The sequence below is a fragment of the Lonepinella sp. BR2271 genome (assembly GCF_051851515.1).
Lineage (GTDB): Bacteria > Pseudomonadota > Gammaproteobacteria > Enterobacterales > Pasteurellaceae > Lonepinella.
Genome location: NZ_JBPDVF010000015.1, coordinates 26,672 through 49,544 on the forward strand (window position 1 = coordinate 26,672; position 22,873 = coordinate 49,544).

Annotated in this window: 25 protein-coding genes and 4 tRNA genes; 23 read left to right on the forward strand and 6 right to left on the reverse strand. The window is 42.2% G+C overall.

Annotated features, from left to right (window positions below; genetic code table 11):
* Position 1: 1 nt before the first annotated feature.
* From ACTG7X_RS10530 to iscX, 4 genes are read left to right on the forward strand one after another with little or no spacing between them, the layout of a single operon-like run.
* Positions 2-646 carry a hypothetical protein gene (locus tag ACTG7X_RS10530; protein ID WP_439258410.1) on the forward strand — a complete coding sequence of 215 codons (645 nt, stop codon included), beginning with the start codon at positions 2-4 and terminating at the stop codon, positions 644-646.
* A 10-nt stretch (positions 647-656) separates the two neighbouring features.
* Positions 657-2,504 (forward strand): Fe-S protein assembly chaperone HscA, encoded by a 1,848-nt coding sequence (gene hscA, locus ACTG7X_RS10535; protein ID WP_439258411.1) that lies wholly within the window; start codon positions 657-659, stop codon positions 2,502-2,504.
* 30 nt (positions 2,505-2,534) lie between these two features.
* Positions 2,535-2,876, forward strand: a complete 342-nt coding sequence (fdx, locus tag ACTG7X_RS10540; RefSeq protein ID WP_439242959.1) for an ISC system 2Fe-2S type ferredoxin — start codon at positions 2,535-2,537, stop codon at positions 2,874-2,876.
* The gene (iscX, locus tag ACTG7X_RS10545; RefSeq protein ID WP_439258412.1) at positions 2,876-3,070 is read left to right on the forward strand and encodes a Fe-S cluster assembly protein IscX; all 195 of its coding nucleotides are present in this window, start codon (positions 2,876-2,878) and stop codon (positions 3,068-3,070) included. Before fdx ends, iscX begins: the two co-directional genes overlap by 1 nt.
* 38 nt (positions 3,071-3,108) lie before the next feature.
* On the opposite strand, the gene ACTG7X_RS10550 is transcribed toward iscX, so the two are convergent.
* From ACTG7X_RS10550 to ACTG7X_RS10565, 4 genes are all read right to left on the reverse strand, one after another.
* On the reverse strand, positions 3,109-3,849 hold the full coding sequence (locus ACTG7X_RS10550) for an HAD-IIB family hydrolase (protein WP_439258413.1): 741 nt from the start codon (positions 3,847-3,849) through the stop codon (positions 3,109-3,111).
* Between the two features lie 69 nt (positions 3,850-3,918).
* Positions 3,919-3,992: transfer RNA gene (locus ACTG7X_RS10555), tRNA-Cys, on the reverse strand.
* A gap of 64 nt (positions 3,993-4,056) precedes the next feature.
* A tRNA-Leu gene (locus ACTG7X_RS10560) sits at positions 4,057-4,143 on the reverse strand.
* Positions 4,144-4,177: 34 nt separating this feature from the next.
* Positions 4,178-4,253: transfer RNA gene (locus ACTG7X_RS10565), tRNA-Gly, on the reverse strand.
* A gap of 254 nt (positions 4,254-4,507) precedes the next feature.
* Here ACTG7X_RS10565 and ACTG7X_RS10570 point away from each other — a divergent pair.
* The gene (locus tag ACTG7X_RS10570) at positions 4,508-5,620 is read left to right on the forward strand and encodes a methionine biosynthesis PLP-dependent protein (protein WP_439258414.1); all 1,113 of its coding nucleotides are present in this window, start codon (positions 4,508-4,510) and stop codon (positions 5,618-5,620) included.
* A 128-nt stretch (positions 5,621-5,748) separates the two neighbouring features.
* Positions 5,749-6,072 carry a thioredoxin gene (gene trxA, locus ACTG7X_RS10575; RefSeq protein ID WP_439243442.1) on the forward strand — a complete coding sequence of 108 codons (324 nt, stop codon included), beginning with the start codon at positions 5,749-5,751 and terminating at the stop codon, positions 6,070-6,072.
* 36 nt (positions 6,073-6,108) lie between these two features.
* Here the strand turns inward: trxA and ACTG7X_RS10580 are convergent, their stop codons facing one another.
* A complete protein-coding gene (locus ACTG7X_RS10580; protein WP_439258415.1) occupies positions 6,109-6,633 on the reverse strand; it encodes a hypothetical protein in 525 nt (174 codons plus the stop codon).
* Positions 6,630-7,601 carry a 23S rRNA pseudouridine(955/2504/2580) synthase RluC gene (gene rluC / locus ACTG7X_RS10585; protein WP_439258416.1) on the reverse strand — a complete coding sequence of 324 codons (972 nt, stop codon included), beginning with the start codon at positions 7,599-7,601 and terminating at the stop codon, positions 6,630-6,632. Before rluC ends, ACTG7X_RS10580 begins: the two co-directional genes overlap by 4 nt.
* Positions 7,602-8,007: 406 nt before the next feature.
* Here rluC and rne point away from each other — a divergent pair, with 406 nt between their 5' ends.
* The 17 genes from rne (at position 8,008) to ACTG7X_RS10670 (ending at position 22,867) form a co-directional block, all read left to right on the forward strand.
* Complete coding sequence (rne, locus tag ACTG7X_RS10590; RefSeq protein WP_439258417.1) at positions 8,008-10,917, forward strand: ribonuclease E; 2,910 nt, start codon at positions 8,008-8,010, stop codon at positions 10,915-10,917.
* 57 nt (positions 10,918-10,974) lie between these two features.
* On the forward strand, positions 10,975-12,324 hold the full coding sequence (gene xseA, locus ACTG7X_RS10595; RefSeq protein ID WP_439258418.1) for an exodeoxyribonuclease VII large subunit: 1,350 nt from the start codon (positions 10,975-10,977) through the stop codon (positions 12,322-12,324).
* Positions 12,325-12,414: 90 nt separating this feature from the next.
* Positions 12,415-13,212, forward strand: a complete 798-nt coding sequence (locus ACTG7X_RS10600) for an ATP-binding cassette domain-containing protein (protein ID WP_439258419.1) — start codon at positions 12,415-12,417, stop codon at positions 13,210-13,212.
* Positions 13,209-13,988, forward strand: a complete 780-nt coding sequence (gene mlaE, locus ACTG7X_RS10605; protein ID WP_439258420.1) for a lipid asymmetry maintenance ABC transporter permease subunit MlaE — start codon at positions 13,209-13,211, stop codon at positions 13,986-13,988. The genes ACTG7X_RS10600 and mlaE overlap by 4 nt, the downstream gene beginning before the upstream one ends.
* A gap of 32 nt (positions 13,989-14,020) precedes the next feature.
* Positions 14,021-14,521, forward strand: coding sequence for an outer membrane lipid asymmetry maintenance protein MlaD (gene mlaD, locus ACTG7X_RS10610; protein WP_439258421.1), 501 nt, complete (start codon positions 14,021-14,023; stop codon positions 14,519-14,521).
* Positions 14,522-14,556: 35 nt separating this feature from the next.
* Positions 14,557-15,186, forward strand: a complete 630-nt coding sequence (mlaC, locus tag ACTG7X_RS10615) for a phospholipid-binding protein MlaC (protein WP_439258422.1) — start codon at positions 14,557-14,559, stop codon at positions 15,184-15,186.
* A 52-nt stretch (positions 15,187-15,238) separates the two neighbouring features.
* Complete coding sequence (locus ACTG7X_RS10620) at positions 15,239-15,901, forward strand: MlaC/ttg2D family ABC transporter substrate-binding protein (RefSeq protein ID WP_439258423.1); 663 nt, start codon at positions 15,239-15,241, stop codon at positions 15,899-15,901.
* Between the two features lie 26 nt (positions 15,902-15,927).
* Positions 15,928-16,278 carry an STAS domain-containing protein gene (locus ACTG7X_RS10625; RefSeq protein WP_439258424.1) on the forward strand — a complete coding sequence of 117 codons (351 nt, stop codon included), beginning with the start codon at positions 15,928-15,930 and terminating at the stop codon, positions 16,276-16,278.
* A 15-nt stretch (positions 16,279-16,293) separates the two neighbouring features.
* Positions 16,294-16,551 carry a BolA family protein gene (locus ACTG7X_RS10630; RefSeq protein ID WP_439243412.1) on the forward strand — a complete coding sequence of 86 codons (258 nt, stop codon included), beginning with the start codon at positions 16,294-16,296 and terminating at the stop codon, positions 16,549-16,551.
* A gap of 10 nt (positions 16,552-16,561) precedes the next feature.
* Positions 16,562-17,836, forward strand: a complete 1,275-nt coding sequence (gene murA / locus ACTG7X_RS10635) for a UDP-N-acetylglucosamine 1-carboxyvinyltransferase (RefSeq protein ID WP_439258425.1) — start codon at positions 16,562-16,564, stop codon at positions 17,834-17,836.
* Between the two features lie 152 nt (positions 17,837-17,988).
* Positions 17,989-18,387 carry a tol-pal system-associated acyl-CoA thioesterase gene (ybgC, locus tag ACTG7X_RS10640; RefSeq protein WP_439258426.1) on the forward strand — a complete coding sequence of 133 codons (399 nt, stop codon included), beginning with the start codon at positions 17,989-17,991 and terminating at the stop codon, positions 18,385-18,387.
* A gap of 16 nt (positions 18,388-18,403) precedes the next feature.
* A complete protein-coding gene (gene tolQ, locus ACTG7X_RS10645; protein WP_439258427.1) occupies positions 18,404-19,087 on the forward strand; it encodes a protein TolQ in 684 nt (227 codons plus the stop codon).
* Between the two features lie 83 nt (positions 19,088-19,170).
* Positions 19,171-19,596 (forward strand): colicin uptake protein TolR, encoded by a 426-nt coding sequence (tolR, locus tag ACTG7X_RS10650; protein WP_439243402.1) that lies wholly within the window; start codon positions 19,171-19,173, stop codon positions 19,594-19,596.
* 15 nt (positions 19,597-19,611) lie between these two features.
* Positions 19,612-20,733 (forward strand): cell envelope integrity protein TolA, encoded by a 1,122-nt coding sequence (gene tolA, locus ACTG7X_RS10655; RefSeq protein WP_439258428.1) that lies wholly within the window; start codon positions 19,612-19,614, stop codon positions 20,731-20,733.
* Between the two features lie 73 nt (positions 20,734-20,806).
* Complete coding sequence (tolB, locus tag ACTG7X_RS10660; protein WP_439258434.1) at positions 20,807-22,090, forward strand: Tol-Pal system beta propeller repeat protein TolB; 1,284 nt, start codon at positions 20,807-20,809, stop codon at positions 22,088-22,090.
* Between the two features lie 23 nt (positions 22,091-22,113).
* Entirely contained in the window at positions 22,114-22,572 is a 459-nt protein-coding gene (gene pal / locus ACTG7X_RS10665; RefSeq protein ID WP_439258429.1) for a peptidoglycan-associated lipoprotein Pal, read from the forward strand.
* Positions 22,573-22,791: 219 nt separating this feature from the next.
* Positions 22,792-22,867: transfer RNA gene (locus ACTG7X_RS10670), tRNA-Lys, on the forward strand.
* Positions 22,868-22,873 lie beyond the last annotated feature (6 nt).

The window sequence follows — 22,873 nt, forward strand, 5'->3', positions numbered from 1 at the left end:
CATGAAGTTAAGTCACTTATTCGTTGTTGCAGTCATGTTATTGACGACTTCTTTGTCTTTTGCTCAAACCGCTTACGGAACCGATCCTCTAAAAGAAATACAAACGAATGAGAGTTATATTTATACGAGTAATTCACCCAAATCGAAAGGCTTAACATTGTCATTAAGATTGCCGAATAGTTGGATCGGGCAAGAGGCGAGACGTTCCAATATTGTGCAAAAATTTCAAAGCAAATATGGCAAAGAAGCCCAAGTGATGTTGATGGTAAAAGATTTACCGGAGGAAATTCGGGGTGTTTCAAAGGCTGAATGGCGAGAATATTTATCAGATGCCAATGAAAGACGTGATTTTGCAGAGGCTATGCTCGAAGATTATAATGGCGTTTATCTCGGGAGTGGCGTGATAACGCTTGAAGGATTTCCAGGTTTTTGGCTTAGGAATCGGGTTACTGCAGAGCGATTAGATAATAATTTTGGTATGGAAAATATTACTTATTTTATCTTCACTCAAGATAAAATGGTGGCGATTCAAGGTATGGTCATGACATCTTTCAATGGAACATCAACCGGAGCTTCATTTGAAACCTACCGCCCATTATTTAATGTTATCGCAGATAGTTTGATGATAGAAAATTTATATAAATAAGAAGATAAACATGGCATTATTACAAATTGCTGAACCCGGCCAAATGGCCGCACCGCACCAACATAAATTGGCGGTGGGCATTGATTTAGGCACAACAAATTCCTTGGTTGCCTCGGCGCGTAGTGGGACAGCGGATATTTTATTAGATGAACAAGGGCAAGCCTTAACCCCATCTATTGTGCATTATGCGGAAAATAACGTCGTGGTGGGTCATGATGCTGGGGCGTTAGCGAGCCAAGATCCGCAAAATACAATTATTTCTGTTAAACGATTAATCGGACGAAGTTTAACGGATGTGCAACAGCGTTATCCAAATTTGCCTTATCAATTTCAGGCGACGGAAAATGGTTTACCATTAATTCAAACGTCACAAGGTAACGTCAGTCCGGTTGAAGTATCTAGCGAAATTCTGAAAAAATTAACCGCACTTGGTGAGCAAACGCTAGGCGGTGAATTGTCTGGTGCGGTGATTACGGTGCCGGCTTATTTTGATGATGCCCAACGTCAAAGCACCAAAGACGCAGCGAAATTGGCTGGCTTGAATGTGTTACGTTTGTTAAATGAACCAACAGCGGCAGCTATTGCTTATGGTTTGGATAGTGGCCAAGAGGGTGTGATTGCAGTCTATGATTTAGGCGGTGGCACCTTTGATATTTCCATTTTGCGTCTATCTAAAGGTGTGTTTGAAGTGTTGGCGACAGGTGGCGATACCGCTTTGGGCGGAGATGATTTCGATCATTTAATTGCAGATTGGATCATTAGCCAATCAGGACAGTCCCCTGAAAATGCACAACAACAACGTGAATTGATTGAGATGTCGAATGACATCAAAGTATTTTTGTCCCAAGAACAAGAGGTGGAGATTGCTTGGCAAGGTTGGCAAGGCAGCATTAGTCGAGCGCAGTTTAATCAATTAATTCAGCCTTTGGTTAAACGTTCTTTAATGGCTTGTCGCCGAGCGTTAAAAGATGCCAATATTACTGCTGAAGAAGTCCGAGAAGTGGTGATGGTCGGCGGTTCAACCCGAGTGCCGTTTGTGCGTGAAGAAGTGGGCGTGTTCTTTGGAAAAATGCCGTTAACCTCTATCGATCCTGACAAAGTGGTGGCCTTGGGGGCTGCGGTTCAAGCGGATATTTTGGTGGGCAATAAACCGGATGCCGATATGCTGTTGCTTGATGTGATTCCGCTTTCTTTGGGAATTGAAACCATGGGCGGTTTAGTGGAAAAAATTATTCCACGTAACACCACGATCCCCGTGGCTCGAGCACAGGAATTTACCACGTTCAAAGACGGTCAAACCGCTATGTCAGTGCATATTGTGCAAGGCGAACGTGAAATGGTGGAAGATTGCCGTTCATTAGCTCGCTTTACGTTACGTGGTATTCCCGCCATGGCAGCCGGTGCGGCACATATTCGTGTAACTTATCAAGTGGATGCCGACGGCTTGTTAAGTGTGACCGCCATGGAAAAATCCACTGGCGTTCAGTCGTCTATTCAGGTAAAACCGTCCTATGGTTTAACCGATGATGAGATTACTAACATGCTCAAATCTTCCATGGAAAATGCGAAACAGGATATTGATGCACGCTTATTAGCCGAACAACGTGTCGAGGCTCGTCGAGTGATGGAAGCTGTGTTAACTGCCTTGGAAAATGACCAAGATTTACTGAATGCAGAGGAACTCAGTGCGGTGAAAAATGCCTTAGTTTCGTTAGACAATTTACAGCAAGGCACTGACACCTTAGCGATTAAACAAGGGATTAAGGATTTAGATCAGGCGACGCAAGAATTTGCGGCACGCCGAATGGATAAATCCATCCAAAAAGCCTTAAAAGGGCAATCAGTCAATAATTTATAGTATTTACGAATTTACAATAGGAAAGAAAATATGCCAAAAGTTGTGTTTTTACCCCATGAAGAATTTTGCCCAGAGGGTATGGTGATTGACGCCAAAAAAGGGGATAACTTGTTAGATCTTGCACATGATCATGATGTAGAAATTCATCATGCTTGTGACGGTTCTTGTGCTTGTACCACCTGTCACGTGGTGATCCGTGAGGGGTATGACAGTTTAAACGAAAGTTCTGACCAAGAAGAAGATATGTTGGATAAAGCCTGGGGCTTAGAAATTGAAAGCCGTTTATCTTGTCAATGTATCGTGGGGGACGAAGATTTAGTGGTAGAAATTCCAAAATATAATCTGAACCACGCAAATGAGGCGGCGCACTAATGAAATGGACAGATGTACAAGCCATTGCTGAGGCATTATATGACCGTGATCCCAATTTAGATCCAAAAACGGTACGTTTTACCGATATGCACCAATGGATTTGTGAATTGGAAGATTTTGATGACAATCCCGAGGCCAGCAATGAGAAAATTCTAGAGGGAATTTTGTTGGCTTGGTTGGATGAGTTTGAGTAAACAAAAAAAAGTCGCTTGAGGGCGACTTTTTATATGCTTTAAAGAAAATGTATACGAATAAATTCAGCCACCAAATCCACATCATCAACATAATAGTCGGCTTGAAATTCGGATTTCTCCCCTAAATAAACAGAGGTTTGGGCATGTTGTAGCATTAAAAAGTCATTGAAATCATTACCAAATGCTACATAGTCTTGTTCTCCAATTAAGTGCTTTAGCGTATGATATTTATTGTTACCTTTAGGGGTAATATCAAAGAAACATTCTTTTTTATGAATATGAAAGCTAATATTCTCGGTATTAAATTGATCATAAATTGCTTGCTGAGGTTGATCTAACAGCACCAAGATTTTACTCACGCCCTCATTTATTAACGCTTGTTCACTGACTTGCTCATTGCTTAATGACGCAATATATTGATGAAAATCATGAGGTTGTTCAGATAAGGAAAACGCCCATTTGCCATCAAGAACATAGGCTAACTTTAATTGTTTTAATGTGGTTAAACAATTTTCCACATAATCTTGTGCTAACAATTTGGTTAAAATAAAGGTGCCTTGCTGATACGCCATGCCACCATTGCAACCGACTAAAATCGTGTTTTTATGTGAGGTGAGGTCAGTCGGCAACATGGGCAACATATCCCGAATGGGTCTGGCGGAGGCAAAAATGACCGAGTGATTTTTGAGTAAGTCCACAATAGCATTACTGATTGACTCACTGACTTTTAAGCCATTTTTGGAAATCGTGCCGTCAATATCAAACACAAATGTGGTCATTTTTCTATTTTCCTTATGCCAATAGCTGAATTATATCAATGTGATTAAATGAATGCGTATTTTGATTGATGGAGGCGTGTCCCGGAGTCGAACCGAGCTACATGGATTTGCAATCCAGTGCATAACCGCTTTGCTAACACGCCATAGAAGTGATTTTAGATATAAAAAAACACCTTGCGGTGCTATTTTTTAACCTAGTGTTTAAAATGGTGCCCGAGGCCAGACTTGAACTGGCACGCCCCGAAAGGCGAGGGATTTTAAATCCCTTGCGTCTACCGATTCCGCCACTCGGGCTAAACGCATTTCCTAACTTTTGCTAGGTTTAAATTGGAGCGGGAAACGAGGCTCGAACTCGCGACCCCGACCTTGGCAAGGTCGTGCTCTACCAACTGAGCTATTCCCGCTTTGTTCTCAGCATTACGCTGTCAACGAGGGTGCATTTTACGGAAATCTGTATTGATGTCAACAGGAATTTTGAAATAATCTTGAAAAAACGATTGTTTGCCGAAAAAAAATACAGGCTTGTTAAAAATCAGTCAATTTTAGTAGAAATCGCCCGAAAGATGAACCGAAGAAAATCAAAAAATCTGCTTTAATCGCACCGCACTTTATGTCAGAATGTTTGCCATGATTTTTACAACATATTTTAGGTGAATACATGACAACAGACTATGCGTTAGATACGATTTTGGCTCAGGCGGGAAATCGTACGGATCCTCGTACCGGTGCGGTGTCCACACCGATTTTTCTTTCGACGGCTTATGGACATCACGGTATTGGTGAAAGTACGGGGTTTGATTATACTCGCACCAAAAACCCGACCCGAGTGGTATTAGAAGAAACCATGGCGAAATTAGACGGCGGTGATGCGGGGTTTGCCTTTGCCTCGGGCATGGCAGCGATTCAGGTGTTAATGAGTTTATTTAAGGCGCCGGATGAATGGCTGGTGTCCAGTGATGTGTACGGCGGTACCTATCGGTTATTGGATTTTTGTTATAAAAATAACCATGGCGTGAAACCCGTGTATGTGAATACGGCGGAAGTCAGTGCCATTGAGGCAGCCATTACCCCTCATACTAAAGCGATTTTTGTGGAAACCCCCTCCAATCCATTAATGGAAGAATGCGACGTGGCAGCGATTGCAAAAGTCGCTAAAAAACATAATTTGTTATTAATTGTGGATAATACCTTTTTAACCCCAATGCTTTATCGTCCAATGGAAGATGGGGCGGACGTGACAATTTACAGTGGTACCAAATATATTGCGGGTCATAATGATGTGTTAGCGGGTTTGATTGTGGCAAAAGGTCAGGAATTATGTGATCGTTTGTTCTATATTCAAAATGGGGCAGGCGCTGTGTTGTCGCCGTTTGATTCTTGGTTAACCATTCGTGGCTTGAAAACGCTGTCATTACGTATGCAACGTCATCAGCAAAATGCACGGGAAATTGCCGAATTTTTACGTCAACAACCGCAAATTACGGATGTATTGTATTCTAACAAAGGCGGGATGTTGTCGTTCCGTTTGCAAGATGAAAATTGGGTTAATCCTTTCTTAAAAGCCATGAAATTGATTACCTTTGCGGAAAGTCTTGGCGGAACCGAAAGTTTTATTACTTATCCCGCCACCCAAACCCATATGGATATTCCCGAGGCGGAGCGAATTGCTCGTGGCGTGTGTAATCGCTTATTGCGTTTCTCCGTGGGGCTAGAAGATGTCGAAGATATTAAACAAGATCTGCGTCAAGCATTGGTGGCTTGTTGTAAGTAAGGTTTCACAAATTGAAATGATTGATTAAATAAAGGGTGATAATTTTATAGCTGTGTTATGATATTTTCAGCTTTGGGGTATCACCCTGAAATGATTTCAAATTTATACTATTAAAAAAGGAATGAAAAATGGCAGATGTATTACATGTAACAGACGCGTCATTTGAAGCAGATGTGTTAAATTCAGATGTACCTGTATTATTAGATTTTTGGGCGCCTTGGTGTGGTCCTTGTCGTATGGTTGGCCCGATTTTGGAAGATCTTGCTAAAGAATATGGTGATAAAGTCAAAATTGTGAAAATGAACATTGATGATAACCAAGGGACACCAGCACAATTTGGTGTGCGTGGGATTCCAACGTTGCTTTTATTCAAAGAGGGCAAAGTGCTAGCTACGCAAGTGGGTGCGGTGCCAAAAACACAATTAGCCTCATTTGTTAATCAAGCATTATAATCTTGAAAACGCCTAGCGGATGCTAGGCGTTTTTGTTTAACTGTTCTCTTTGGTTTTCTTCACGCATAATCCCGCATGGCGTTCTTGGTTATCCCATACATGGTTAATCCGCATTTTATTACCTTTCAATTCAGTGATTTCAATATTCACAGATTTTCCGTCGTTGGCGTTTTGAGTAAATGTCTGAAAGATTTTTTGTTCAAATTCGTTTAATTCAGGACTGTTTTTGAGCTTTTGTTCCGTTTCTTTGGAATGAATTTTGCCAAAAACATAGTTGGTACTGGTTTCTGACAACATATTTCCTTTCAGTTCCCAATGTCCTGTATGGTGGCTTTCATAAGTAAAAGTTTTTTGGAAATTTATTATCCCGATACCTAGTGATGTGCCATCCGCTTGAAAATCAAATTGATCCAATGATTCCACGCCTAAACGGGGATAGAAAATTTGACATGTCCATTCGCCGATAATGTCGCTCGGCAAAACAACAGGATTTTCCACCGCACTTGCCAATGCAGGGAAGAGCGTGATTAAGCATAGTCCATATAATTTATTGATTTTCATCGGCTTTGTTCTCGTAATTTTTGTAAAATCGTTTTCATATTTTTATCTAACGGGGCGGTTAATTGCAAGGTTTCCCCTGTTTTTGGGTGTTCAAAACGAATATTAAAGGCATGTAAAAACAAGCGATTTAGCCCAAATGCGGTCATTTCTTCATCAAATTTTTTATCCCCGTATTTATCATCTAAGGCAATCGGGTGGCCCGCATGCAAAGTATGCACCCGAATTTGATGGGTTCGCCCTGTGACGGGAGAGGCTTTGACTAAGGTCGCGTTGGCATAACGTTCTTCAATGCTAAAACGGGTTTCGCTCGGTTTGCCTTGTTCGCTCACTTTGACAATGCGTTCACCGCTCGCCAATTCATTTTTGAGTAACGGGGCTTGAACCACTTTTACATGGGATTGCCATTGTCCACGCACCAAGGCCAAATAGTCTTTTTGCACGGTTTTAATGCGTAACTGTTCATGTAAATTGCGTAAGGCAGAGCGTTTTTTCGCCACTAATAAAATCCCCGACGTATCTCGGTCGATACGATGGACTAATTCCAGAAATCTGGCCTCTGGACGCAATGCACGTAAGCCCTCAATCACTCCGAAACTCAAGCCACTGCCGCCATGTACGGCAATGCCTGAGGGTTTATTGATCACCAATAAACAATCGTCCTCAAAAATAATTTGGCTTTCTAATTGCGCCACCTTATTCAGTTTGGTGGAAATCGGCGCTTGGGCTTTTTCCGACACTCGCACAGGCGGCACTCGCACCACATCACCCGCTTGTAATTTATATTCTGGTTTAATGCGCCCTTTATTTACTCGCACTTCGCCTTTTCGCACAATACGATAAATCAGGCTTTTTGGCACGCCTTTGAGCTTGGTTAATAAATAATTGTCGATACGTTGCCCCGCCTCATCAGCCGAAATATTGAGCATTTTGACGGAGGCATTAATAATAGCGTTGGGTTGGTTTGTCATAAAATTGTGTTTTTCAGGAAAAATTAGTCGGATTTTAACATAATTAACAAATAATTAAAATTGCTGAAATACCTTGCTAAAAAGCGGTATTACGTCCATAATAATACAGATTTTGCCTAGGCAAAATTAATGAAGTTTTGTTAATTTAGCAATCAATGCGGTTTAGACATAAGACATTAATTTTTAACGAAATATGTGATTAAATTGCCGATTTATCCTATGTTTTTAGACACAAATTTTGGATAACCCAATCAATGCACCCAGTCTTTGACAGTCGAGATGACAGACATAGGACGAAAAACACGAGGTCGATTGTGGAAATTTTTTGCTTGAAATTTATTCAAATGAGCAAAGTGCGGTGTGTTTTAATCGAATTTATTAAAATAAAAATGAGAAAATTTTTACAATGAAAAGAATGTTAATCAATGCGACTCAAAAAGAAGAGTTGCGTGTTGCGTTAGTCGATGGACAACGCTTATTTGATTTGGATATTGAAAGTCCAGGTCACGAACAAAAAAAAGCCAATATTTACAAAGGGAAAATTACCCGTGTAGAACCGAGTCTTGAGGCCGCCTTTGTAGATTATGGCGCTGACCGTCACGGTTTCTTACCGTTAAAAGAAATTGCCCGTGAATATTTCCCTGCCGGTTATAGCTATAACGGCCGCCCGAACATCAAGGATGTGATTAAAGAGGGGCAAGAAGTCATTGTGCAAGTGAACAAAGAAGAACGAGGTAATAAAGGCGCCGCCTTAACCACGTTTGTTTCACTGGCCGGTAGTTATTTAGTGATCATGCCAAACAACCCAAGAGCGGGCGGGATTTCTCGCCGCATTGAGGGTGATGAACGCCTTGAATTAAAAGATGCCTTGAGTTCATTGGATGTGCCAGATGGCGTGGGTTTAATTGTGCGTACCGCTGGGGTAGGCAAATCGCCTGAAGAATTACAATGGGACTTGAAAGTCTTATTACATCACTGGGATGCCATTCAAACCGTGGCAAAAAGTCGCCCTGCACCGTTTTTAATTCACCAAGAAAGTGATGTGATCGTGCGTGCGATCCGTGATTATTTGCGCCGTGATATCGGCGAAATCTTGGTGGACAGCCCGAAAGTGTTTGAGAAAGCCAAAGCCCATATCAAGCTCGTTCGCCCTGATTTCTTAAATCGCATTAAATTGTACCAAGGTGAAGTGCCGTTATTCAGCCATTATCAAATTGAATCACAAATTGAATCCGCTTTCCAACGTGAAGTGCGTTTGCCATCAGGTGGTTCCATTGTAATTGATGCCACTGAGGCCTTGATTGCCATTGATATTAACTCCGCTCGTTCAACTCGTGGCGGCGATATTGAAGAAACCGCTTTAAATACCAACTTAGAGGCAGCGGATGAAATTGCTCGTCAATTACGCTTGCGTGACTTAGGCGGTTTAGTGGTGATTGACTTTATTGATATGACCCCGATTCGTCACCAACGTGAAGTGGAAAATCGCATTCGTGATGCGGTGCGTCAAGATCGTGCTAGAATCCAAATTAGCCGGATTTCTCGTTTTGGCTTGTTGGAAATGTCACGTCAGCGTTTAAGCCCATCTTTAGGTGAATCTTCACATCATATTTGCCCACGTTGCCAAGGCACGGGTAAAGTGCGTGATAATGAAAGTTTATCCCTTTCTATCTTGCGTTTAATCGAAGAAGAGGCCTTAAAAGAAAATTCAAAACAAGTGCAATGTATTGTGCCGGTGGAAATCGCCTCTTATTTATTAAACGAAAAACGTCAAGCGATTCAAAGTATTGAAAAACGTCATGATGTGGATGTGGTGGTAGCACCAAATCAAGCCATGGAAACCCCGCACTTTAAAGTGGTGCGCTCTCGTGATGGCGAAGATGCAGGTATATTAAGTTATAATTTAGCCAAATTATACGAAGATAAAGAAGACATTTATACGCTAGCGGAAACCAGTTCGACGGCGAACAGTGCCGACACCTCCGCCAGTGAAAATGTGGCAGAAATGGCAGCCTTGTCTATGACCATTTCAGAGGCAGCGCCGATTGTGGAAACCAAAGTGGAAACTAAACCATCTTTCTTTGCACGTTTGTGGGCAGGTTTCAAAGGGTTATTTAGCAGTGAACCGACACCAGAAGAAAAACCGGTAAACACTCGCCAACGTCAGCCTCGCAATGATCGTCGTAATAACCGTAAACCACGCAATGAGCGTACGGAACGTAATACAACGACCAAGCCGAATGAAGAGGCGCTAAGCGAAAAAACAACCTCTTCTCGTCCAGAACGCAATAATCGCCGTAACGTCCGTAAAACGCAAGTTGAGGACACGAGCCTTGTAGCGAATAGCGTTGAAAAACAAGCCAATGTGACCATTGCAGAGGCAACGGAAGAAAAAGCCCCTGTTCGTCAACGTCGGGAACGTCGTGATGTGCGTAAACGTGTACGAATTGGTCAAGAGGCAAATGAAACGGTTGTAGAAAATACGCATATTGCGCCATTGGCCGAGCCGATAACGCAACCTGTGGCGGAAAAAGTCACGGAAAGCGTGGTGGAAAGCACCTTGACCTCTGCGCTAGCAACGGAAAACGTAGCAAACGTGACGGAAAATACTGCACCGCAAAATGAGCGTCGTGAGCGTAACAATAACCGTCGTTTACCTCGTCATTTACGGGTGAACAATCAACGTCGTCGCCGTCAAGAAAATGCCTCACCAATGCCGTTATTTGCTGCGGTGGCCTCGCCAGAATTAGCCAGTGGTAAAGTGTGCATTGATTATAGTGCGGTGCAAAAAGTTAAAGAAAATAATTTCTTATCGGTGGATGAATTGTTACAACAGCAAGGTCAGTCAGCCGTAACTGAGGACGTTGTGCCAGTGATTCCATTAGTGGCTAAGGAAGAAAAAGTCGCCAGCCAACCTTTAGGTTTCGTGACGCAACCCGCCAATGAAGCCGTTGAGAAAAAAGTACAGCAATCTTTGGAACGTTTAAATGAAGAACAACGTATCCTAGAAGAACAAGCCGCACAAGCTGAAACAGCGGTAGCCCCAGTAGTTACGGAGCAAGCGGTGAAACCTGTCGAGGTTGTTGAAAAGACGGCTCGTGCTTATCAGTTTACAGGACGACTAGGTACGGTGTCTGCGGTACAGCATGTGAAAGCCGAGATGACCTTAGCCCAAGCCAGTGCAGAATTAAATCCGGCTTATGAGATTGTGCAATGGAAAGACAGCCGTTATTATTTCCACGGCAAAGGCTCGGCGGGTCATCATTGTGCAGTGAGCCATGTGTTTAGTGAGCCAACCAAAGCCGCAGCGGAATAAACATGTAAACAATGAAAATCCGATGATATTCATCGGATTTTTTATGGAAATTTAAGTATGCAACAGAATATTTACTCGGTGACACAACTCAATAGTGCGGTGAGAAATAGCCTCGAGGGGCAGTTTGGCGCCATTTGGTTGTCGGGGGAAATTTCCAATTTTACGCAACCCGTCTCGGGGCATTGGTATCTGACCTTAAAAGATGAACATGCGCAAGTACGTTGCGCCATGTGGCGAATGAAAACGCAGCGGGTTAATTTTCGACCACAAAATGGCATGCAAGTTTTGGTTCGAGCGGGCGTCAGTTTATATGAGCCTCGTGGCGATTATCAGCTGATTTTAGAAAGTATGCAACCCGCCGGTGATGGGCTATTACAACAACAGTTTGAACAGTTGAAAATGCAGTTAGCCGCCGAGGGCTTGTTTGCTCAACATTTGAAGAAAAAGCTACCGCACTTTTGTCAGTCGGTGGGCGTAGTGACTTCGGCAACTGGCGCAGCGTTACAAGATATTTTGCAGATTTTAAAACGCCGTGATCCCAGTTTGCATGTAGTGATCTACCCGACCCAAGTACAAGGCAAAGAGGCCACCGCAGAAATCGTGAAAATGATTGAATTAGCCAATCAACGCCAAGAAGTGGATGTGCTGATCGTCGGACGGGGCGGCGGTTCATTGGAAGATTTATGGTGCTTTAATACAGAACCCGTAGCTCGAGCTATTTTTCACTCTCGCTTGCCGATTATCAGTGCCGTAGGACATGAAACCGATGTGACGATTGCCGATTTTGTGGCAGATTTGCGAGCGCCGACACCCTCCGCTGCTGCGGAATTGGTGAGTCGTGATCAGGGGCAATTATTACAGCAATTAACCGATCAGCAGCAACGCTTAGATCGGGCATTGGATCGCTTATTTGAACAAAAATATCAGCAACTGCGCCATTTGCAAATGCGTTTGCAACATCAGCATCCGCAAGCTAGATTAGCCTTGCAACAACAGCAAACGGCACAATTAACCCAACGATTAGCCCGAGCGATGCAACATTGTTTGGGCAAAAAACGGGATAATTTCACCGCACTTTGCCGACGTTTGGATAATAATCCCGTGCCTTATCGCTTGCAAAAGCAACAACAGCATATTCAGCAATTAAATGTGCGGTTAAATTTGGCGTTAAAACATAATTTACGCCAGAAACAGCAGCGTTTAGCCCATTGCTGTGGCAAAATGGACAGTTTGAGTCCGTTGAAAGTGTTAGCTCGAGGCTATGCCATTGCGGAAAATGCACAAGGGAAAGCGATTACGTCTGTGCAACAGGTCAGTGTCGGCCAACCTATGCAAACCATTGTTTCAGATGGCACCATTTTCAGTGAAATCACACAAGTGATGGTTAAACCAAATGAGGCAAAATAGCTGTCTACTGAACTAATTGAAAAGTTAATAGTCCAAACACGAACAAATTTGAATAAGATAACAGAATGAAAAAATGGAATGGAAAATGAAATGACGGAGAAAGCACTAATTGAAGTGAAACATCTCACGTTTAAACGGGGTGAGCGTACTATTTACGACAATCTCAATTTGCGCTTTGCCGAAGGCAAAATTACAGCCATTATGGGGCCGTCGGGAATTGGTAAAACCACCTTATTAAAGTTAATCGGTGGACAGTTGAATCCTGAGCAAGGCGAGATTTTATTTGACGGTGACGATATTTGTAAAATGTCGAATAGTCAACTCTATAAAGCACGTCAGCGAATGGGCATGCTGTTTCAATCGGGGGCGTTGTTTACGGACATGTCAACCTTTGATAACGTGGCCTATCCGATTCGTGAGCATACTCGGTTACCCGAAGAATTAATTCGTAAAATTGTGCTGATGAAATTAGAGTCTGTTGGTTTACGAGGTGCGGCAGAGCTAATGCCATCAGAACTTTCAGGTGGCATGGCACGTCGTGCGGCATTGGCTCGTACCATTGCTTTGGATCCGGATTTGATTATGTATGATGAACCCTTTACTGGACAAGATCCGATTAGCATGGGCGTGATTATTAGCTTAATCAAACGGTTGAATGAGGCCTTGAATTTGACCTCTATCGTGGTTTCTCATGATGTACAAGAAGTGTTAAGTATCGCAGATTACGCTTATATTATTGCGGATAAGCGAGTGATAGCGGAAGGCACGCCGGATATTTTATTAAAAAGTACCGATCCACAAGTGGTGCAATTTATCCAAGGGCAAGAAGATGGGCCGGTACATTTCCATTTTCCTGCCAATGACAGGGTGGAGGATTTATTTAAATGATCGTGAAATTGATCTCCGCACTGGGTGCCACGGTGATACATTCCGTGCGTGCCTTAGGACGGTCGGGGTTTATGTTGTGGGGAGCGTTGGTTGGTAAACCACAATTTCGTAAACATGCACCATTATTAATCAAACAGTTACATGTTCTAGGCGTGCAGTCTTTGCTGATTATTTTGCTCTCGGGCTTTTTTATCGGCATGGTATTGGGCTTGCAAGGCTATGTGGTGTTGGTGGACTTTGCCGCCGAGGCCAATGTGGGGCAGTTAGTGGCGTTATCCTTATTGCGTGAATTGGGTCCAGTGGTGACCGCCTTGTTATTTGCAGGGCGAGCGGGTTCTGCTTTAACCGCCGAAATTGGTTTAATGAAAGCCACGGAACAGCTTTCTAGCCTTGAAATGATGGCCGTGGATCCCCTCCGTCGTGTGATTGCACCACGTTTTTGGGGCGGTATTATTTCCATGCCAATTTTAGCCGTATTATTCACCGCAGTTGGTGTGATCGGGGGTTCCCTTGTAGGGGTAGATTGGAAAGGCATTGATGGTGGAAGTTTCTGGTCAGTCATGCAAAATGCAGTGACAACGCAAGACTTGATTTATGGCTTTATTAAAAGCCTTGTTTTTGCTTTTGCCGTGGTGTGGATAGCGTTATTCAATGGTTATGATTGCGTCCCGACTTCGGAAGGTATTAGCCAATCCACAACGAAAACGGTAGTGAATGCGTCATTACTGGTATTAGGGTTAGACTTTGTCTTAACGGCCATGATGTTCGGCGGTTAAGGTTAAATTGATTTTTTATTAGGTATACAATTATGCGACAAACAATTAAATATGAATTCTGGGTAGGTTTATTTTTATTACTCGGTATCTTAGCATTGGTTTTTATGGGCTTAAAAGTAGCGAATGTGCAAGGTTTTGGTGAACAGAAGTCTTATAACATTTCTGCAACTTTTGATAATATTGGCGGTCTTAAAGTGCGAGCGCCGTTAAAGGTTGGTGGTGTGGTAATCGGGCGTGTAACAAATATTTCGCTTGATGAACAAACTTATTTACCGCAAGTGACGATTGCGGTAAATGAAGAGTATAACCAGATTCCAGATAACAGCTCACTTTCGATTAAAACCTCGGGTTTATTGGGTGAACAATATATTTCCTTAAGTGTCGGATTTGATGACGGCGAAACCCCAATGTTAAAAGAGGGCAGTAAAGTGGTGGATACCAAATCTGCCATGGTATTAGAAGATCTTATCGGCCAATTCTTATATGGCGATAAAAAAGCAGAATCGACGACGGAAACGCCAACGGTTCAATAAATAAGTTTAGGAAAGTAAGTCCACTAGGAGTTTTTATGAAAATTCAAGTTAAACAATGGTTCTCAAAAATGGTTGTGATTGCAACCGCACTTTTTGCTGTACAGCAAGTGATGGCCGCAGACGGACCTTATGAATTAACCCAAAAAGCCGCCAATACCTTATTTGCGGATTTAAAAGCAAAAAATGCAGAAATTAAAGCCAATCCGAATGTATTAAAATCTATTGTTCGTAAAGATTTAATGTCTTATGTGCATGTGAACTATGCAGGATCTTTGGTATTAGGTCAGTATTTTAAATCGACCACACCAGAACAGCGTGAAAAATTTTTTGCAGCATTTGATCAATTTATTGAACAGGCTTATGCGCAAGCCTTGACCTTATATAACGGCCAAGAAATCCAAGTACAACCGGAACAATTAAATGGTGACAGCCAAGCGATCGTAAATGTGAAGTTAATTCAAAATCAACCAGTCAATTTAACTTTTCTATGGCGTAAAAACAGTAAATCTGGTCAATGGCAAGTGTACGATATGGTGGCTGAAGGCGTGAGTATGGTAGAAACCAAAAAAGAAGAGTGGAAACCGATTTTGCGTAAAGAAGGTATTGATGCTTTGACAGCGAAAGTGTCTGAAGCGGCGGCAGTGCCTGTCACCATTAAAAAATAATATAGCGTTTTCTTACCTATTTAAGCATTAATCAAGATGATAAGGATTAGATATGAAAGGATGGTTATCAAAGATTTTTTTATTGTTCTCCGTTTTTTTTGCTATTCAGTCCATGCAAAGCGCAATGGCAGCAGAAGATCCGAATGTACTTACGGAAAAAATCGCGCATAATTTATTTAAAGATATTCAAGCGCACAAAGCTGAAATTCAATCTAATCCGAATATCTTGAAGTCCATTGTCCGTAAGGATTTAATGCCTTATGCAAATACTAGAGTTATCCTGATTGCAACGCTCGGTTCTGATTTTAGAACCTTGACAGATGAACAAAAAGAGAAGGCTTTTTCGGCATTTGATAAATATGTCGAAGCAATGTACGCACACTTAGTTGCCGTATATGTAGATAGTGCCGATCTTCAAGTGCAGACACGCAAATTAAGTGGTGATAGGTTTGAAAGTGTCGGCGTACATTTAACCCATGAAAAAGCAAAAAACTTTTATTTTTATTGGCGTAAAAACCCTAAAACAAATCAATGGTTTATCTATGATTTAGGGTTGGATGGTGCAAAACTTTTGGCTTTGCTTAGTCCTGATAACAGTGTGGTGTTAAGAACTCAAGGGTTTGATGCTTTTATAGCGAAGTTATCAAGAATTTCAGAACAAAATGTTAACCCTAAAGCCTACTTAGTTCTTTACAATAACACTAAGCAAAAATAACAATATTATTTCTTTGAGAAAAATGAATGAAACAAGCGGAAAAACTACAATGGTCGGCTGAAAAAAATAATGATAGAATAAAGCTCCAACTTGTTGGAGAGTTATCTCGTGATACGTTGTTGCCATTATGGCAACAACGTTTCGCTTTTTTATCAGAAAAGCAACTGGCTGACAACAATATTCAATGGGATCTCGCACAAATTTGTCGTATTGACAGCGCGGGATTTGCTTTATTATGTGATTTGATTGCGCATTGCAAAAAAGTGATGTCATCAGAGAATAAAATGACGTTAATCAATGTGCCACAACAATTATTGACATTGGCGGATTTATTTAATTTAAATGATTGGCTTAACCCATTGATTACTCATAATTAACCTAATTGGAATACTATGGAACCGAAAAAAATTGAAGAGATTTTGAAAGAAAAACTCAATCTTTCCGAAGTCTATGCACAAGGCGAAAATGCCCATTTTGGCGTGATTGTGGTGGATAATGACATTGCCGCTTTATCTCGTGTTAAGCAACAACAAACCATTTATGCGCCATTAATGGACTATTTCACCACTGGTGAAATTCATGCGTTAACCATTAAAACGTACACCGTGGAAAAATGGAAACGTGATCGCCTCTTAAACTCAATGAATTAAGGAAAAAGGTATGCAAAAATTTCGTGTTTATGGTCAATCTCGTTTAAGCGGAACCGTACAGATTTCTGGCGCAAAAAATGCCGCTTTACCGATCTTATTTGCGTCCATTTTAGCAGAACAACCTGTTAAGTTAACCAATGTGCCTGAATTAAAAGACGTAGATACCACCTTTAAAATCCTACGTAAATTGGGCGTGCGTGTTGAGCGTGATACCGATAAAGCGGTATTCATTGACGCAAGCCAGATTAATCATTATGTGGCACCTTATGAATTGGTGAAAACCATGCGCGCCTCGATTTGGGCATTAGCACCGTTATTGACGCGTTTTCATGAGGGACAAGTTTCTCTCCCTGGTGGTTGTACTATTGGCGCTAGACCGGTGGACATGCACATTGCAGGGTTAGAAAAAATGGGGGCGAGTATTGAACTTGACGAGGGCTATGTTAAAGCCAGTGTGCGTGGTCGTTTATTCGGTGCCAAAGTTTACATGGATAAAGTCAGCGTGGGAGCGACCTTGTCGGTCATGATGGCGGCAACCTTAGCCACAGGTACCACGGTAATTGAAAATGCGGCACGTGAACCCGAAGTGGTGGATACGGGGGGTTTTCTCAATAAGATGGGGGCCAAAATTACAGGTTTAGGTTCCGATACGATCACCATTGAGGGCGTTGAGCGTTTAACCGGTTGTGAACACAGCATTGTGCCAGATCGTATTGAAACGGGGACATTTTTGATCGCTGCTGCCGTGTCGGGAGGCCGTATTCAATGTGTGGGTACGAAAGCCGATACCCTTGAAGCGGTGATTGAAAAATTACGTGAATCGGGCATGCAAGTGGATGTCACAGAAGATACCATTACTTTAGATAGTTTGGGGCAGCGTCCAAAAGCGGTGAATATCCGCACTATGCCACACCCCGGTTTCCCAACCGATATGCAAGCGCAATTTACCTTATTAAATGCAGTTGCCGAGGGGACCAGTAAAATTACTGAAACCATTTTTGAAAACCGTTTTATGCACGTGCCAGAATTAATCCGCATGGGGGCAAAAGGCGAAATTGAGGGAAATACCGCCTTAATTCATGGGGTCGAACATCTTTCTGGTGCGCAAGTGATGGCAACCGATTTACGGGCGTCCATCAGTTTAGTGTTGGCGGGTTGTATTGCCTCGGGTGAAACCATTGTGGATCGGATTTATCATATCGATCGGGGTTACGAACATATTGAGCAAAAACTACGTGGATTAGGCGCAAAAATTGAGCGTTTTTCTGAAAATTCAGAAGAATAAAGGCGAATAATTTATTGGGTTCAATAAAGTGCGGTGAAAAAACATAAATTTTTTCACCGCACTTATTAATTGCTTGCTTATCATTATTGAAAGCTCTAAAATACGCCAGTTTTTTGTACTGAAAATAAACCGAACAAGGATATTCTGTTAATATGCACATTTTTCAATTTCCCGTTCGGGTATATTATGAAGATACTGATGCGGGCGGTGTTGTTTATCACGCCCGTTATCTGCATTTTTACGAGCGAGCAAGAACAGAATTTTTACGCTCTTTGCATTTTTCACAGCAACATTTATTAGCGGAACAAGGCATTGCCTTTGTGGTCAAATCCATGTCGATTGATTACCAATTTCCAGCAAAATTAGATGATTTGTTGATGGTGGAAACCAAAGTAGAAGAAATGAAAGGGGCGACGATTTTTTTCTCGCAATGCCTGAAACGAGAAAATCAAGTATTAAGCGTGGCTACTGTGAAAGTAGCCTGTGTTGATCTAGGCAAAATGAAACCTGTGGCACTTCCAAAGGAAGTCAAAGCCGCATTTAGTCAATAATTTTCGGAGCTATGCAATGACTGCTGAATTGAACTTTTTAGATTTATTTCTAAAGGCGAGTATCGTCGTTCAAATTGTAATTTTTATTTTAATTATGTTCTCGATTGTCTCGTGGGCAATTATTATTCAACGTAGCCGTGTGCTAACCAAAGCATTAAAAGATTCCACGGCCTTTGAAGATCGTTTTTGGTCTGGTGAAGACTTAACTAAACTTTATGATGGTTTAGAAAATCGTCGTGATATGTCCATGACGGGCAGTGAGCAAATTTTCTATGCCGGCTTTAAAGAATTTGTGCGTTTAAAACAAGTAAATCCGGATGCACCAGAAGCCATTATGATGGGTAGCACTCGAGCCATGAATTTAGCCATGAACCGTGAAATTGAAGATCTCGAAACTCGAGTACCTTTTTTAGCCACCGTGGCATCGGTTAGTCCTTATATCGGATTATTTGGTACCGTGTGGGGAATTATGCACGCTTTTATGGCGTTAAGTGGCGCCAAACAAGCGACCTTACAAATGGTGGCACCGGGGATTGCTGAGGCCTTGATTGCGACGGCCATTGGTTTATTTGCTGCGATTCCTGCGGTGATGGCTTATAACCGTTTAAGTTTACGTGTCAATAAATTGGAGCAAAATTATGGTAACTTTATTGATGAATTTACCACGATTTTGCAACGCCAAGTATTTGCTAAAAACTAAGCAAAATAAAGAGATTTTACACCGCACTTTTTGAGATTAACAGGTAAAGTGCGGTTGATTTGAATGACGTTTTAGAGGTTTATATGGCTTACCGCCGTCGTAGAGAAAAAGCGATTAAATCTGAAATTAATATTGTGCCATTTTTGGACGTATTATTAGTTTTAGTGTTAATTTTTATGGCTACTGCACCGATTATCAGCCAAAGTGTGCAAGTGGATTTACCGGATGCCGTTGAAACGCAGTCGGTATCCAATGAAGATAAAGTCCCTGTGATTTTAGAAGTCGCAGGTGTGGGGCAATATGCGATTTCCATTGCGGGAGAACGTTCCGAGGGACTGACTGAAGAAATGGTGACGCAAATGACCAAGCAGGAATTTGAGAAAGATCCTAATACCATGTTTTTAATCGGCGGGGCCAATGATGTGCCTTATGAAGAAGTGATTAAAGCATTGAATTTACTTCATTTAGCAGGCATTAAATCAGTGGGTTTAATGACCGATCCCATTTAAGCAGTAGGATAGATTGTGAGAAATAATCGACAAAAGAAAGAAACCAATGCGTTACTGATTTCAGTGATATTGCATAGCATTTTGTTCGGTTTGTTAATTTTGAGTTCACTGGTTTATCATCCGCTTGAAGTGATGGGCGGGGGCGAAGGTGATGGCGATATGATCGGTGCGGTCATGGTCGATACGGGGGCAGCCGCACAGGAATGGGGGCGTATTCAGCAGCAGAAAAAAGGTCAGGCAGAAAAAGCCAAGAAAGAACCTGAAGAAGTGATTGAAACGCCAGCACCAGAACCGAAGCCAGTGGTTGACGAGAAGAAAATTGAGCAAGAGAAACTTGAGCAACAAAAAGAACAACAACGCCAAAAACAACTAGAACAGCAAAAGGCTAAACAAGAGGCGTTAGAAAAAGCCAAACAAGAAGCCGAGGCAAAAGCGAAAAAAGAAGCGGAAGCCGCTAAATTAAAAGCAGATGCTGAGGCAAAACGTTTAGCAGCGGCCGCTAAGCAAGCAGAAGAAGAGGCCAAAGCAAAAGCAAACCAAGAAAAAGTAGCCAAAGAAAAGGCTGAGAAAGCGGCTAAAGAAAAAGCTGAAAAAGCGGAGAAAGAAAAAGCCGAGAAAGAAGCCAAGGCGAAAGCAGAAAAAGAAGCAAAAGCTAAAGCGGAAAAAGAAGCCAAAGCAAAAGCCGAGAAAGAGGCCAAAGCAAAAGCCGACGCTAAGGCGAAAGCGGATGCTAAAGCCAAACAAGCTGCTTTAGATGACTTCTTGAACGGTGGTGATATCGGTGGTGGCAGCGCCTCAAAAGGGGGGAATGCTAACAAAGGTGGTAGCCAAGGTTCCGGAGCAGCACTCGGCGCAGGTGACGGTGGCAAAGTCGGTGATCAATATGCGGGTGTGATTAAAAAAGAAATCAAGCGTCGCTTTATTAAAGATCCTAGCTTTGCAGGAAAAGTATGTAGTATTAAAATTCAGTTAGCACGTGATGGGACCATATTAGGTTATCAACGTGTCTCGGGGCCTGATGATATCTGTGCTGCCGCATTAAGTGCCGTGGCAAGAACAAAGAAAGTGCCTGCTGCACCGAGTGACGAAGTTTATAATAAATATAAAAATCCAACGATTGATTTTGACTTAAAATAACGATTTTTAGGAAAGTAACATTAACCAACATTAACCATAAGGTGGGATGATGAAATTAGTAGCTCGCAAATTAATGGCTCAATTATTGAGTGTATTTGCCGTATTCTTTTTCGCATTAAGCACAGCACAAGCTGATGACGAAGTGCGTATTGTGATTGACGAGGGTGTTGAGGGTGCCAGACCGATTGCGGTGGTGCCATTCAAAACCAATGGTTCGGTGCCAGAAGATATTGCCAAAATTATTTCTGATGATTTACGTAATAGTGGAAAATTTAACCCCGTTGCCGTGAGCCAAATGCCACAACAACCGGGTTCAGCCTCTGAAGTGACACCTGACGCGTGGGCATCTTTAGGGGTGGATGCCATAGTGGTTGGACAAGTGACAGACACAGGTGGCGGTTATAATATTGCGTATCAGTTAGTGGATACTATTGGTGCATCCGGTTCAGCGGGCGCGGTATTAGCACAAAATTCTTTCACCGTGACAGCAAAATTCATTCGTTTTGGCGCGCATACGGTGAGTGATGAAGTGTTTGAAAAGATCACCGCCATTAAAGGTGCATTTAGAACACGTATTGCTTATGTGGTACAAAAAAATGGTGGCTCACAACCTTATGAAGTGCGTGTAGCAGACTATGATGGTTTCAATCAATTTGTGGTTAACCGTAGCTCGGAACCCATGATGTCACCGGCATGGTCACCAGATGGTAAACGTTTAGCGTATGTTTCTTTTGAAAACAAAAAATCACAACTTGTGGTACAGGATTTAGGTTCTGGTGCCAGAAAAGTGGTGGCGTCATTCCCAGGACACAATGGCGCCCCTGCATTCTCACCAGACGGTAGTCGTTTAGCTTTTGCCTCTAACCAAGACGGCCAGCTAAACATCTATGTAATGGGTTCGAATGGTGGACAACCTACTAAATTGACGAGCGGTGCAGGCAATAATACAGAGCCGAGCTGGACGCCAGATGGACGTATCTTGTTTACCTCCGACCGAGGCGGTTCGCCTCAAGTTTACTCAATGAGTGCCTCCGGTGGTGGTGCATCATTAGTAGGTTCAGGTGGCAAAAGTTATAGCGGACAAGTCAGTGCTGATGGTAAAACCATGGTTATGATTTCAGGCGATCATGTGATTAAAAAAGACCTTGTAACAGGGAAAATTGATACCTTAAGTTCAACCTTCCTTGATGAAAGTCCAAGTATTTCACCAAATGGAATTATGATTATTTATAGCTCTACCCAAGGCTTAGGAAAGGTGCTACAATTAGTATCTGCAGACGGACGCTTTAAAGCACGGTTGCCAGGAAGTGACGGACAAGTGAAATTTCCTGCTTGGTCACCCTATTTAACAAAGTAAAAACTCTAAGGAGAAAACATTAAATGAAATTAGCAAAATTATTGTTAGTTGCCCCAGTATTAGCATTAGCTGCATGTAGCTCATCAAACAATGATGCAAGTGGCATGGCCGGTGCAAACGCAGATGCTGCTCAAACTTACGGCGGTTTATCTGTTCAAGATTTACAAACTCGTTATAACACTGTTTATTTCGGATTTGATAGCTATGCAGTTGAAGGTGAATACCAACAATTGTTAGATGCGCATGCACAATACTTAAATGCGTCTAAAGCAAATATCACTGTATCTGGTCACGCTGATGAACGTGGTACACCAGAGTACAACATTGCTTTAGGTCAACGTCGTGCAGACGCTGTGAAATCTTACTTAGCAGCGAAAGGCGCAAGCGTATCAACAGTTTCTTACGGTGAAGAAAAACCAGCTGTTGCTGGTCACAACGAAGCTGCATACAGCAAAAACCGTCGTGCAGTGTTAGAATACTAATTTAAAAGGTATTTTATTTTTTGACGAAACAGGCCTTAGTCATATAAGGCCTGTTTTATGTTTGTTGCTTGGGGCGCCTCAAGAATACGCGAGCATTCCCCTTAGATTGGCGACTATTCGCGCAAACAGACGAAAAATTAAAAATAACTATTGATTATTCATTTAAAATCCGTAATATATGCACTCGTTGTGTGACCCAATCGTCAGCAACGAACAAGTGGGCCGTTAGCTCAGTCGGTAGAGCAGCGGACTTTTAATCCGTTTGTCGAAGGTTCGAATCCTTCACGGCCCACCACTTAAT

Coding starts and splice junctions, on each gene's coding strand:
- iscX (WP_439258412.1), top strand. CDS start 2,876: ATGAAATGGACAGATGTACAAGCCATTGCTGAGGCATTATATGACCGT.
- tolQ (WP_439258427.1), top strand. CDS start 18,404: ATGACTGCTGAATTGAACTTTTTAGATTTATTTCTAAAGGCGAGTATC.
- ACTG7X_RS10530 (WP_439258410.1), top strand. CDS start 2: ATGAAGTTAAGTCACTTATTCGTTGTTGCAGTCATGTTATTGACGACT.
- hscA (WP_439258411.1), top strand. CDS start 657: ATGGCATTATTACAAATTGCTGAACCCGGCCAAATGGCCGCACCGCAC.
- mlaE (WP_439258420.1), top strand. CDS start 13,209: ATGATCGTGAAATTGATCTCCGCACTGGGTGCCACGGTGATACATTCC.
- rne (WP_439258417.1), top strand. CDS start 8,008: ATGAAAAGAATGTTAATCAATGCGACTCAAAAAGAAGAGTTGCGTGTT.
- pal (WP_439258429.1), top strand. CDS start 22,114: ATGAAATTAGCAAAATTATTGTTAGTTGCCCCAGTATTAGCATTAGCT.
- mlaD (WP_439258421.1), top strand. CDS start 14,021: ATGCGACAAACAATTAAATATGAATTCTGGGTAGGTTTATTTTTATTA.
- tolR (WP_439243402.1), top strand. CDS start 19,171: ATGGCTTACCGCCGTCGTAGAGAAAAAGCGATTAAATCTGAAATTAAT.
- ACTG7X_RS10570 (WP_439258414.1), top strand. CDS start 4,508: ATGACAACAGACTATGCGTTAGATACGATTTTGGCTCAGGCGGGAAAT.
- ACTG7X_RS10600 (WP_439258419.1), top strand. CDS start 12,415: ATGACGGAGAAAGCACTAATTGAAGTGAAACATCTCACGTTTAAACGG.
- xseA (WP_439258418.1), top strand. CDS start 10,975: ATGCAACAGAATATTTACTCGGTGACACAACTCAATAGTGCGGTGAGA.
- ACTG7X_RS10620 (WP_439258423.1), top strand. CDS start 15,239: ATGAAAGGATGGTTATCAAAGATTTTTTTATTGTTCTCCGTTTTTTTT.
- ACTG7X_RS10630 (WP_439243412.1), top strand. CDS start 16,294: ATGGAACCGAAAAAAATTGAAGAGATTTTGAAAGAAAAACTCAATCTT.
- ACTG7X_RS10550 (WP_439258413.1), bottom strand. CDS start 3,849: ATGACCACATTTGTGTTTGATATTGACGGCACGATTTCCAAAAATGGC.
- trxA (WP_439243442.1), top strand. CDS start 5,749: ATGGCAGATGTATTACATGTAACAGACGCGTCATTTGAAGCAGATGTG.
- ACTG7X_RS10580 (WP_439258415.1), bottom strand. CDS start 6,633: ATGAAAATCAATAAATTATATGGACTATGCTTAATCACGCTCTTCCCT.
- ybgC (WP_439258426.1), top strand. CDS start 17,989: ATGCACATTTTTCAATTTCCCGTTCGGGTATATTATGAAGATACTGAT.
- ACTG7X_RS10625 (WP_439258424.1), top strand. CDS start 15,928: ATGAAACAAGCGGAAAAACTACAATGGTCGGCTGAAAAAAATAATGAT.
- rluC (WP_439258416.1), bottom strand. CDS start 7,601: ATGACAAACCAACCCAACGCTATTATTAATGCCTCCGTCAAAATGCTC.
- mlaC (WP_439258422.1), top strand. CDS start 14,557: ATGAAAATTCAAGTTAAACAATGGTTCTCAAAAATGGTTGTGATTGCA.
- tolB (WP_439258434.1), top strand. CDS start 20,807: ATGGCTCAATTATTGAGTGTATTTGCCGTATTCTTTTTCGCATTAAGC.
- fdx (WP_439242959.1), top strand. CDS start 2,535: ATGCCAAAAGTTGTGTTTTTACCCCATGAAGAATTTTGCCCAGAGGGT.
- murA (WP_439258425.1), top strand. CDS start 16,562: ATGCAAAAATTTCGTGTTTATGGTCAATCTCGTTTAAGCGGAACCGTA.